Here is a 12,371-nt window from a genome sequence, read left to right as displayed (position 1 = left end):
AGGGTGATATGACGGCAGCAGCGCAGCCGGCGGCCGGCGTCGACGGGTCGCCCGCGTGGACCCGGCGACCGGCGAACCTCGCCACGGCCGTCACGGCGGAGCTGGTGCAGCGCATCGTCCGCGGGGTCCACCCCTCAGGCTCCACACTGCCGCCCGAGCCGGTGCTCTGCGCGACCTTCTCGGTCAGCCGCACCGTGGTGCGCGAGGCGGTCAAGGTCCTCCAGGAGAAGGGGCTGGTGCAGGTCCGCCAGGGTGCCGGCACCATGGTCACCCCACCCGCGATGTGGAACATGCTCGACGAGCTCGTCCTCGGCGCCGCCATCGCCGAGGACGACAGCCTGTCCGTGCTCGACGATCTCGTGGTCACCCGCCGCCTGCTCGAGTCAGACATGGCCGACGTCGCCGCCCGCCTGGCCGACGACGCGGCCGTCGAGCGGCTCCGCTCGCTGGTCGACCGGATGGACGAGCTGGTCGACGATCCCGTCGCCTATCACGAGTACGACCGCACCTTCCACGACACGGTCATGCAGGCCTCCGGCAACCGCATCGCCCGCGCCGTGGTCCGGGCGCTGGAGAGCCAGGTCATCAACACCGCCCGTTACATGGGACGCACCGAGCGGGCCCTGTGTGTGGCGTCCAACCGCGGGCACCGGCGCATCTACGAGCGGATCGCGGCCCATGACCCCGAGGGCGCGGCCGAGGCCATGTTCACCCACATCACCGAGGCGTGGGTGGTGCGCCGCAGCGGGCCGGACGAGCCGGTCCGGCTGCGGCGCTGACACCCGGCGGCCGGTCACCGCAGGATCCGTCGCCGGTCGGCGCGGCCGTGGCAGCATGGGTGGATGCCCGTGCCGCGGAGACGGCCGTGGTCGCCGTTGAACGGGTTCCACGACGGCGGGTAGCCGCCGTCGGTGATCTGCCGGCACAGGGTGGACGACGAGGACACCAGCACAGGCAGCTCCTCAACGTGGCGGGTCGGCACTGACGGCGCAGTGCCGTGGAGGGCTCCGCGGGCCTGGGCCGCGCGGTGTCGGCTGCCGTGCAGCGATCACCGGCCGGGTCGGCGTGACCGTCCGGTAATCGCTGCGCGGTAGTGGAGACGTGTGCGGTAGATAAGACGTATGACGTATCACCCATGACGTTAAATTGATGTTTCGCCCAAGTCAAGCGACGCCTGTCTATCGATCTGCCGGGTGACCGATCGCAGGTGGGCCAGGCCGTCCAGCGCCAGCAGGTCCTGCGACCGGGCCAGCGGACGCCAGATCGAGGCCGCGGTGGCGATCGTGTCGTTCAGCGCTGTGAACGACTCCAGGCACACCGCGCCGGCGTATCCGGTCGAGTGCAGGGCACCGAAGAAACGCGGCCAGTCGAAGTGGTCCCGGCCCGGCGCACCCCGGTCCGTACCGCTGACCTGGACGTGTTTGATGTGCGGTCCGGCGACGCCGAGGATCGCGTAGGGATCCGACTCCTCGATGTTCATGTGATAGGTGTCGATCATGAGACCGACGTTCGCCGGCAGGCCGTCGATCAGTTCGAGCGCCTGCGTCACGGTGTTCACGACGCTGGTCTCGTAGCGGTTGAGCGCCTCCACACCGATGCTCACACCGCGCTCGCCGGCGTAGTCGGCGACCGGCGCCAGCGCCGCACGGAACTCCGCGTAACAGGCGGCACGGTCCGCCGGCGACATCCGCCAGGTCCGGCCCACCGAGGCGTAGACCGGGCCACCGACACAGGGCGCCCCGAGGACCGCCGCGTTGTCCACACAGGTCCGCAGGTACGCCACGGTCGCCGCGACCACATCGGCCGGTGCCGCCACGAGCTCACGCCCGGGTGGGGTCACCGCACAGACGCCGGCCGCGGCCAGACGGTGCGACGCCAGCAGGTCCCGGGTGCGCACCGGGTCCCAGTGTCCCGGTTGCTCGAGCGGCAACTCGACCGCGTCGAACCCGAACGCGGCGATCCGGGGAACGAGCTCGGCCAGGGCCGCATCGTCGACGGGCGAGGCCCACACCCACGGGTTGACCCCGATGGTGTACACCGGCTACCTCCAGCGCTCTGGGTAGCCGGGCAGCTCCCGGCAGCCGCACACGGCATAGTGCAGCGGCGGCATGTCGGCGTCGATGTACTCGTCGAGGTTGTCCTGGGTGATGGTCGGCTGCGGCAGCTTCCACGGGCTGGACACCGGTTCGCCGTTCAGGATGCGCAGCGCGGCCAGCACCGGCGTACGCCACTGGTAGGTGGGATAGGTCGGCGCGACAGCGGTGAGCTTGCGTTCCTTCCACTGCCGCAGGAAGTCGAGCTGGTCCTCGCCGTTGATCGGCGGCACCGGCCGGCCCGCGTCGACGAACGCCTCGACGGCGGCGACCGCGACGGCTCCCGCGTCCATCCAGACACCGTCGATCGTGCCGTACCGCTGGATGTAGTCGTTGACGATCTTCTTCGTCTTGGCCGGGTCGCCGTCGGTGAACTCGACACCGACCACGTCCGCGCCGGCCTTGTCGAACGCGACCTTCGCGGCTGACCAGCGGGTCTCCAGCACGTCGACGCCGGGCAGGATCCGCAGGGCGAGCACCTTGCCGCCCGGCTTCATCCGGGAAGTGATGAACTCCGCCGCGACGTGTCCGAAGCCGTACCCACCGATCGGGTTGATGAAGGTGACCGGGCAGGTCGAGTCGACGCCACGGTCGAAGACGACGACCGGCAGCCCCTGCCGGCACGCGGCCTCGACGGCCGGGGTGAGGGTGGCGGTGGTGTTCGGCGACACGATCAGCGCGTCGCAGCCCTTGCCGAGCAGATCGTTGATGTCCGCGATCTGCTTCTGGTCCTTGCCCTCGGCGTCGACGTGGACGAACTCCTTGATCCGGCTTCCGTGCGTCTCCACCTCGGCCTGCATGGTCTTGAAACCGACCTGGCGCCACGGGTTGTTCAGACCCGCATTCGAGAAGCAGATCTTGTACGGTCCCGGCTTCTTGAACTTCGCGGTCTCCACCATTTTGGGGTCGAGCACCTGCTCCCACGGCTTGCCGGCGGGCCCGGCCGGGGTGGCGCCGAGCAGGGCGAGCTCCTTGTCGTACTGCGCCTGCACGAAGAACTTCGACTGTTCGCCGGTACCCGCCCCGGCCTGCGGGGACGCGCCGGTCGACGCCACGGCGGTGGGCTCGTCGGTGGCGCACCCGGCCGCCGTGAGCAGGGCGCCGATCGCCAGGACGGTTATCAAAGGTCTCACTGGGTCCCCTTATCTGCGAACGGAACGCCGGGCCGAGACGGCCACGGCGAGCAGGATGATCGCGCCCTGCACCGCTGTTCTGAGGGCGCCCGGGACGCCGTAGAAATTCATCAGCGTGAAGAGCGTCTCGAGCGTGAGGGCGCCGAGCATGGCGCCGACTACCGAACCGCGGCCGCCGCCCAGGGCCACGCCGCCGAGGACCACCGCGGTGATGGCGCCGAACTCCAGGCCGGCGCCGGCCTGGAAGGAGACACCGCTGTACCCGCCGATGAGGATCGCGGCGACGGCCGCGGCCAGTCCGCTGAGCACGAACGCCATGGTCTTCACGTGGTGGACCCGCACCCCGCTCAGCTCGGCGGTCCGTGGGTTGCCGCCGGCGGCCACCAGGGTCCGGCCGAAGTCCGAACGGTTCAGCAGCACGGCCAGTACGGCCACGGCCAGCAGGACCAGCACCGCGAACGGGAGGCGGCCCACCAGGACCACGTCCTCGAACGCCCGCCGGCCGAAGCGGCGGAACTCCTCGGACAGCCCGCCCTTCGGTGCGCCGTCCGACCACAGGTAGACCGCGCCGACGAGGATCAGGTACATGCCCAGGGTGGTGATGAAGGACGACACCCGCAGCCGGGTGGTGACGAGGCCGTTGACCAGGCCGACGGCCGCCCCGGACGCCAGCAGCAGCACCACGACCGGCCAGGTGCGGGAGGGTTCACTGTCGATGAGCCGGGCGGCGACCACCACCTGCGCGGTGACCAGTGAGCCGACGGACAGGTCGAACTCCCCCGCGACGATCACGAAGTACTGACCGGCGGCGAGCACGATGATCGGCGCGGACCGGCCGAGGAACGACATCAGCGACGACGGCGCGAGGAAATCCGGCTGGCGCACGGTCAGCAGCACCAGCAGCACCGCGAGGAGCACCAGGATCGGGACGAGACCACCGGTGCCCGGCCGGTGCGGCCGTGTCGCGAGCAGGCGGCGTTCAGCGATCCGCATGGCTACCACCCCGCCTTGCGCACCGCACGCCGGGCGTGCACGGCGACGGCCGCGATGATGATCACGCCGCGGATCACCTGCTTGACGAAGGCGTCGACCTCGAGCTGGTTGAGGATGGCGTCGATGCTGGCGAGCAGCAGGACACCACCGACGGTGCCGGCCACACCGCCGCGACCACCGGCCAGGGCGGTGCCGCCGAGGACCACGGCCGCGATCGACTCCAGGTCGTACAGGCCCTCCGTGCCCACCCTCGGCGCTCCCGAACCGAGCCGGGCGGCGAGATAGACACCGGCGAGACCGGCGCAGAGCGAGCACAGCACATGGGCGATGACGAGTACCCGGTCGTTGCGGACGCCCGAGAGCCGGGCGACCTGCGGGTCACCGCCGACGGCGAGCAGATGGTGACCGAACCGCGTCCGGGTCAACACGATCCCGACGGCCGCGGCGACGGCGAGCAGCAGCAGGAACGACACGGGCACCGGGCCGACACGCTGATAGCCGAGGCTCTGCACGAGGGCCGGCGAGGTCCGGCCCGCCGGGCCGTCGTAGCCGTTGTCGAGATAGCCCTTCAGCAGCAGCCCGACGCCCACGGTCGCGATGAACGCGTTGATGCCCGCTTTGGTGACGAGCAGGCCGTTGAGCAGACCGACCGCTGCGCTGGCCAGCAGCGCCAGCCCGACACCCGGCAGCAGCGCCGCGTCGCCGCCCTGCATGGCCTCCGCCGCGACCAGGGTGCTGAGGCTGACCACGTACGCCACCGACAGGTCGAGCGAGCCGCCGATGACGACCACGGTCTGCCCGACCGCGACGAGCCCGAGCCCGGCGGCGACGTGCAGCAGGCTCACCGTGGTCGACTGGTTGAACAGCTGGCCGCCGTCGACGGTGACGACCAGCCAGCCGACCGCCAGGGTGAGGGCCAGGGCGACGAACACGCCCGGCGTGGCCCGTCTGGCCGGCAGGGTGAGCGCGGTGCTCATCAGGCCGCCGCCGGTACGGTGCCGAGGGCCAGGGTGAGCACGTCCTCCTCGGTGGCGCCGGCGGGCAGCTCCCCGGCGATCCGGCCGTCGCGCATCACGATGATCCGGTCACTCATCCCGAGCAGTTCCGGCAGATCCGACGAGATCATCAGCACCACCGCACCGTCGCGGGCCAGGCGGCGCACGAGGTCGTGGATCGCCGACTTGGCGCCGACATCGATACCCCGGGTCGGCTCGTCGAACAGCAGGATCCCGGGTTCCAGGGCCAGCCAGCGGGCCAGCACGACCTTCTGCTGGTTGCCGCCGGACAGGAAGCGGATCTCCTGGTCCTCCGCGGCGGCACGCACGTCGACGGCGGTGAGCAGGTCGCGGACCCGCGCGGTACGGGCGGCGCGGCCACGCCAGGCGGGACGCAGGGCACGACCGGCCAGCAGCGCGTTGTCCAGCACCGATCCCCCGGCGACGATGCCCTCACCCTTGCGGTCCTCGGTGAGGTAGGCGATACCGGCGCGCATCGCGGCACGCGGCGAACGCAGGCGGACCGGTTCGCCGTCGAGGGTGACGTCGCCCGTGGTGAAGGGTGCGGCGCCGAACAGGGCACGCGCCAGCGCCGACCGCCCCGAACCCTGCAGTCCACCGACGCCGAGCACCTCGCCGGCACGCAACCGCAGGTCGACGTCGCGCAGTCTCCGGTTGCCGCCGTTGCGGACGGTGAGCCGGACCGGACGGGGCTCGTCCGGCCCCGCGCGTTCCGGGTAGTAGTGCGAGAGGTCGCGGCCGACCATGTGCCGTACCAGCCGGTCGGGGTCGGTGTCCGCGGTGTTCAGGGTGGTCACCAGCCGGCCGTCCTTGAGCACGGTGATCCGGCCCGACAGGTCGAAGACCTCCTGGAGGCGGTGCGAGACGTACAGCACGCCGATCTGCCGCTGCTGCAGCCGCCGGACGAGCGCGTAGAGCCGCTCGACCTCGTTGTCGGCGAGCGCCGCGGTGGGCTCGTCCATGATGAGCAGCCGCGCGTCCAGGGCGAGCGCCTTGACGATCTCGACGATCTGCTGCTGTGCCACACCGAGACGGCCCACCGGGGCGCCGGGTGGCAGCGCGCTCTCGCCGATGGAGGCCAGCAGGTCGGCGGTGCGGTCGAGCATGGCCTTGCGGTCGACGAGCCCTCGGCGTACCGGCTCGTGGCCCAGGAACACGTTCTCCGCGACGCTGCGCTCGGGCAGCAGGTTGAACTCCTGATGCACGATGCCGATCCCGGCCCGCTGGGCGTCGCGCGGGGCGCCGAACCGCCGCGGCACGCCGTCGAGCGTGATCGTGCCCTCGTCGGGGGCGTACCCGCCGGACACGATCTTCATGAGCGTGGACTTGCCGGCGCCGTTCTCACCGACGACGGCGTGCACCTCGCCCGCGAGGACGTCGAGGTCCACCTCGCCGAGGACACGGACCCCGAGAAACGACTTGCCGATGCCCCGGAGTGTGAGCAGTGGCGACGGCAGAGCGTCAGACATCAGCGGCCCCTACGATGCGTGGTTCAGCAGGATTGGATCGTTGATAAGCGAATCGATTCCGTGCGCGTGGAACTGCACGCGCCGGCAGCCGTCGCCGCATTCTCGGGATATCGACCCGCGGCGATCAAGCCTCACGCTGGACGACAGCGTAGATGCCCCGAGAACCGCTGACAACGCCGGGAACGCCGGTCACATCGTCGAAAATTCAGAGCCCGAAAATGTGTAATGAAATCCGTCCCGCCATAGTCGTATTGACTTACGGCGATTCCCGAACGCATGCTGGCCGGGCAGACCACGGGAACGAACGGCGCTCGGCATGACGCTGCGCCATCTCCCGGAGGGACCTGACTGCCCGTCGCGGCGGACGGCATGACGATCTGACCGGCACACGCACGCCTTCGGTACGCCCCGCACACGCGGCTCGTACCCCGGCGCATCCCCGCGTGCCCGTGGTCCTCAGCCCCTTCCCCCCGGCAGTACAGGAGACGGCATGCGTCGCAGTGCATTGATCATCGGGGCGATCGCGGGTCTGCTGTTGTCGTTAGCGGTCGTCGTTCAACCGGCGTCCGCGGCCCCAGCGTTCCGCGCCCTGCTGTTCACCAAGACCACCGGTTACCGCCACGACTCGATCCCCGCCGGCGTCGCCATGTTCCAGGAGCAGGCCGCCGCCAACAACTTCGAAGTGGTGCACACCGAGGATTCCACCGCCTTCACCCCGGCCAACCTGGCCACCTTCGACGTGGTCGTGATGTTCCAGACCTCGGGCATGGTGTGGACCACGACCGCCCAGCGGCAGGCGGTGGAGGGCTTCCTCGCCTCGGGCAAGGGCATCGTCGCCGTGCACAACGCCGTGGACATGGGTATCGAGAACGAGTACCCGTGGTGGGACCAGACGATCAACGCCGGCGCCCACATGCCGGAGCACTCCCCCGGCGTGCTGGCGGGCACCGCCGTCGTCGCCGACAAGGCCCACCCGTCGACGGCCGGCCTGCCGGACCGCTGGAACCGCAGCGAGGAGTGGTACAACTTCGACCGCAACCCGCGCGGCGACGTCCACGTCCTGGTCACCGCCGACGAACGCACGTACAACCCGGGCTCGCGGGCGATGGGACCCGACCACCCGATCTCCTGGTGCCGCAACACCGGCGGCGGCCGGGTCTGGGCCACCGGCATGGGTCACGCCATCGCGTCCTACAGCGAGGCCGGGTTCCGCAACCACGTCCTGGGCGGCGTCAAGTGGGCCGCCGGCAACGCACCCGGCGACTGCGGCGGCACCGTCTGGAGCAACTTCGAGAAGCGCACGCTCGACGACAACACCGCCGACCCGATGGCCCTCGCGGTCACTCCCGACGGGCGGGTGCTCTACGTCCAGCGCGGCGGCCAGGTGAAGATCTTCCGCCCGGCCGCCAACAGCACCGTCACCGCCGGCACGCTGAGCGTCTACACCGGCGGTGAGGACGGGCTCACCGGACTCGCCCTGGACCCCGGCTTCGCGACCAACGGCTACGTCTACCTGTACCACTCGCCGGCCGGCAGCACGACCGACGTCAACCGGGTCTCCCGCTTCACGCTCACCGGCGACACCCTCAACATGTCCAGCCAGGTGACGATCATCGACATCCCGGCCTACCGGGACCGCACCTTCCCGGAACCGGGGCACACCGGCGGCTACATCGAGTTCGGGCCGGACGGGAACCTCTACATCGGCACCGGTGACGACACCCCGCCCAACCTCGACACGAACTGGCAGGGGTGGGCACCGCTCGACTGGCGGGCCGGCAAGTCCCACCTCGACGCCGCCCGCTCCGCCGGCAACACCAACGACCTGCGCGGCAAACTGCTGCGGGTCCGGCCCTCCGCCGGCGGCGGATACACCGTCCCGGCCGGGAACCTCTATCCGCAGGGTACGGCGCAGACCCGGCCCGAGATCTACGCGATGGGCTTCCGCAACCCGTTCCGCTTCTCGATCGACCCGGCCAACGGCTGGGTCTACCTGGCCGACTACGGCCCCGACCGCAGTGGCGCCACCACCAACCGCGGCCCGGAAGGGCTCGTCGAGCTCAACGTCATCAAGGCGCCGGGCAACTACGGCTGGCCGTTCTGTCACGGCAACAACCAGCCCTACGCGCCGTTCAACCCGGACACCGGCGTGGTCGGTGCCAAGTTCAACTGCGCGGCACCGGTCAACAACTCGCCCAACAACACCGGCCTGACCAGCCTCAAGCCGGTCGTCGCCCCGAACATGTGGTACGGCTACGGCACCTCACCGACGTTCCCGGAACTCGGCTCCGGCGGGTCGGGCCCGATGGGCGGACCGGTCTACCGCTACGACGCCGCCAACCCGTCGGCGACGAAGTTCCCGCAGTACTACGACGGCGTGCACTTCTTCTACGAGTGGACCCGCAACTACATCAAGGAGGTACACCTCGACGCCGCCTCGGCGGTCACCCGCACCAACCCGTTCCTGCCCGCGGGGAACTTCGTCAAGCCGATGGACATGGAGTTCGGCCCGGACGGCTCGCTGTATCTACTGGAGTGGGGTTCGAACTTCGGCGGCGGCAACAACGACTCCGGCCTGTACCGCATCGACTACATCCAGGGCGGACGGTCCCCGATCGCCAAGGCCACCGGGACCCCCACCAGCGGCAACGCACCACTGACCGTGCAGTTCAGCAGCGCCGGCACGACCGATCCCGACCCTGGCAACACCCTGACCTACCTGTGGACCTTCGGTGACGGCACCACCTCCACGGCGGCGAACCCGTCGCACGTCTACACCGCCAACGGCAACTACACCGCCCAGCTGCGGGTCACCGACAACACCGGCAAGACGTCCTTCGCCAACGTGCAGATCACCGTCGGCAACACCGCACCGGTGGTCACCATCACCGTGCCGCCCAACGGCGGGATGCTGAACTTCGGCGACCGGGTGCCCTACACGGTCACCGTCTCCGATCCGGGCGGCGCCGCCATCGACTGCGCCAAGGTCCTGGTGAACCCGGCCCTCGGCCACGACGACCACCAGCACGAGACGACCGACTACCCGGGCTGCTCGGGCACCATCGCCACGGACCTGCTCGGCGGGCACCCCGACGGCGCCAACCTGTACTACGTCCTCAGGGCGCGCTACACCGACAACGGCGGTGCCGGCGGCGCATCCCCGCTCACCGGTTACGCCCAGGCGACCCTGCAACCCAAACACAAGCAGGCGGAATACTTCACCAGCCAGTCCGGCGTACGGGTGGTCGAGCAGGCCGCCGCGGAGAGCGGCAAACGGATCGGGGACATCTCCGCCGGCGACTGGGTGGCGTTCAACCCGATGAGCCTGTCCGGCATCACCAACGTCAGTTACCGGGTGTCGTCACCGAACAGTGGCGGCTCGATCGAACTGCGCGCCGGCTCACCGACCGGCACGCTGCTGGCCACCACACCGGTGCCGAACACCGGCGGCTGGGACAACTACCAGTCCACACCGGCGGTCAGCACCGCCGCCCTGGCCGGGACCCACACCCTGTACATGGTGTTCCGGGGCTCCTCCGCCAGCACGTTCGACCTCGACTCGTTCACCTTCGGTGGCACCGGCGTGGGCACCGGCGCACCCGATCCGGGTGGTGTGGCCGGCCGTACCTGGACCGTCACGGCCCAGCACAGCGGCAAGCTCGTCGACGTCAGCGGCGCGTCGACCGCCGACGGGGCCCAGGTCGTCCAGTGGGCGGCCACCGGCGGCCCCAACCAGAAATGGCAGGCCGTCGACGCGGGCGGCGGCGCCGTCTATCTGAAAGCGCAGCACAGCAACAAGTGCCTCGACGTGATCGGCGGCTCCACCGCACAGGGCGCTTTCCTGCAACAGCTCACCTGCAACAACAGCAACCAGCAGAAGTTCCTCGTCGCACCGGCCGCCACCACCGGTGTCTACACGATCAAGAGCGTGCCGAGCGGGCTCTGCATCGACGTCAACGGTGCCGCCACCACCGACGGCGCCCGCCTCCTGCAGTGGGCCTGTCACACCGGAACCAACCAGCAGTGGCGGTTCACCGCGGCATGACCCGCCGCGGTGTCCCCCGCCGCCACTGCGCACCACCACCAGGAAAGGAAGCACCCATGCGAGAACCATCCCGTTCCCCCCGATGGCGCACACTGCTCGCGGTCGCCACAGCCCTCGTCTGCACCGCCGGCGGTGTCACCGGCATCCCGTCGGCCGCCGCGGCCGCGGATCCGGTGACGACCCTGGCGGCGAGCGCGGGCTGTGGCAAGGCTCCCACGCTGACCAGCGGTGCCCGCACGATCCAGAGCGGCGGCCGGACCCGTAACTTCATCCTGCGGGTCCCCGACGGCTACGACAGCAACCGCCAGTACCGCCTGATCTTCGGGTTCCACTGGAACGGCGGCACCGCCAACGACGTCGACTCGGGCGGCACCAGCGGCTACCCGTGGTCGTACTACGGGCTGCGGGCGCTGTCCGGCAACAGCGCGATCTTCGTCGCGCCGCAGGGCCTGAACAACGGGTGGGCCAACTCCGGCGGCGCGGACCTGGTCTTCGTCGACGACATGATCAGGCAGATCGAGGCCGGGCTGTGCGTCGACACGACCCAGCGTTTCGCCGGCGGGTTCAGCTACGGCGGCGGCATGAGCTACGCCCTGGCGTGTGCCCGCCCGACGGTGTTCCGGGCGGTCGCGGTCTACGCCGGCGGGCAGCTCAGCGGATGCAGCGGCGGTACGGAGCCGATCGCGTACATCGGGTTGCACGGCCTTCGTGACCCGGTGCTCAACATCTCCCAGGGCCGGTCGTTGCGGGACCGGTTCGTGCGCAACAACGGCTGCACACCGCAGAACCCGCCGGAACCCGCGCAGGGCAGCCTCACCCACACCGTCACCACGTACTCCGGGTGCCGCGCCGGATATCCGGTGGTGTGGGCCGCCTACGACGCCGGCCACACCCCCGGCCCCGTGGACGGCTCGGCCGGTGACTTCGAGCCGGGCGAGCGGTCCTGGACCCGGCCCGTGGTGTGGAACTTCTTCGCACAGTTCCAGACCGGCGGGCCCGACCCGCAGCCGACCACGTTCCGGCTGCGCAGCGAGTCCGCCGGCCGGTGCCTGGACGTCAACGGCGCCAGCTCGGCCAGCGGCTCTCCGATGATCGTCTGGGACTGCCACAGCAACGCCAACCAGCAGTTCAGCCAGAACGGGCAGGAGCTGCGGGTGCTGGGCAAGTGCCTGGACGTGCCCGGCAACACCGCCGGCACCCGGGTGCAGATCTCCGACTGCACCGCGAGCGCCGGGCAGCGATGGAACCTCAACGGCAACGGCACGATCAGCAACGCCCAGAACGGGCTGTGCCTGGACGTCAGCGGTGCCGGCACCGCCAACGGCACCGCCGTGGTCGTCTGGAGCTGCCACACCGCCGCCAACCAGCGCTGGTCACGGGCCTGACCGGCAACCGCATCACGACAGAGGTGGCCCCTACCTTCCGGGGTGGGGGCCACCTCTTCGCGGCGCCGCGGGTCAGCCGGCCCGCCACCTCGATGCCCTCGTCGCACGACGCCGCGAAAGACCGCCCATCCGCAGCGAAAAATAATGGTCCGAAAAGTGTTACACGGAAGCGTCTCACCCTGTCGTATATCGAATGGACGAAACGCCGCCACATTGTCCCGCCGGTCCCGTTGTGAA

9 protein-coding genes are annotated in these 12,371 nt (G+C 70.3%); 3 read left to right on the top strand and 6 right to left on the bottom strand.

Annotated elements, in window-relative coordinates; genetic code table 11:
- Window positions 1–8 precede the first annotated feature (8 nt).
- Window positions 9–779, top strand: a complete 771-nt coding sequence (locus BC793_RS27775; protein WP_109597305.1) for a FadR/GntR family transcriptional regulator — start codon at window positions 9–11, stop codon at window positions 777–779.
- A 14-nt stretch (window positions 780–793) separates the two neighbouring features.
- Here BC793_RS27775 and BC793_RS49780 read toward each other — a convergent pair whose 3' ends face one another.
- From BC793_RS49780 to BC793_RS27750, 6 genes are all read right to left on the bottom strand, one after another.
- The gene (locus BC793_RS49780) at window positions 794–952 is read right to left on the bottom strand and encodes a hypothetical protein (RefSeq protein WP_158319392.1); all 159 of its coding nucleotides are present in this window, start codon (window positions 950–952) and stop codon (window positions 794–796) included.
- Between the two features lie 189 nt (window positions 953–1,141).
- Window positions 1,142–2,038 carry a sugar phosphate isomerase/epimerase family protein gene (locus tag BC793_RS27770; RefSeq protein WP_109597303.1) on the bottom strand — a complete coding sequence of 299 codons (897 nt, stop codon included), beginning with the start codon at window positions 2,036–2,038 and terminating at the stop codon, window positions 1,142–1,144.
- A 3-nt stretch (window positions 2,039–2,041) separates the two neighbouring features.
- Window positions 2,042–3,226, bottom strand: coding sequence for a substrate-binding domain-containing protein (locus tag BC793_RS27765; protein WP_239170368.1), 1,185 nt, complete (start codon window positions 3,224–3,226; stop codon window positions 2,042–2,044).
- A gap of 9 nt (window positions 3,227–3,235) precedes the next feature.
- Window positions 3,236–4,219, bottom strand: coding sequence for an ABC transporter permease (locus tag BC793_RS27760; protein WP_109597299.1), 984 nt, complete (start codon window positions 4,217–4,219; stop codon window positions 3,236–3,238).
- 2 nt (window positions 4,220–4,221) lie between these two features.
- The gene (locus BC793_RS27755; protein ID WP_109597295.1) at window positions 4,222–5,196 is read right to left on the bottom strand and encodes an ABC transporter permease; all 975 of its coding nucleotides are present in this window, start codon (window positions 5,194–5,196) and stop codon (window positions 4,222–4,224) included.
- A complete protein-coding gene (locus tag BC793_RS27750; protein WP_109597291.1) occupies window positions 5,196–6,704 on the bottom strand; it encodes a sugar ABC transporter ATP-binding protein in 1,509 nt (502 codons plus the stop codon). Before BC793_RS27750 ends, BC793_RS27755 begins: the two co-directional genes overlap by 1 nt.
- 490 nt (window positions 6,705–7,194) lie before the next feature.
- On the opposite strand from BC793_RS27750, the gene BC793_RS27745 reads away from it, so the two are divergent.
- Both BC793_RS27745 and BC793_RS27740 read left to right on the top strand, forming a co-directional pair.
- On the top strand, window positions 7,195–10,749 hold the full coding sequence (locus tag BC793_RS27745) for a ThuA domain-containing protein (protein ID WP_109597286.1): 3,555 nt from the start codon (window positions 7,195–7,197) through the stop codon (window positions 10,747–10,749).
- Between the two features lie 56 nt (window positions 10,750–10,805).
- Window positions 10,806–12,134, top strand: a complete 1,329-nt coding sequence (locus tag BC793_RS27740) for a ricin-type beta-trefoil lectin domain protein (RefSeq protein ID WP_109597282.1) — start codon at window positions 10,806–10,808, stop codon at window positions 12,132–12,134.
- Window positions 12,135–12,371 lie beyond the last annotated feature (237 nt).

This window comes from Actinoplanes xinjiangensis, from assembly GCF_003148685.1.
GTDB lineage: Bacteria > Actinomycetota > Actinomycetes > Mycobacteriales > Micromonosporaceae > Actinoplanes > Actinoplanes xinjiangensis.
The sequence above is the reverse complement of the archived record's forward strand: the minus strand, read 5'-3'. Positions and strand labels throughout refer to the sequence as shown.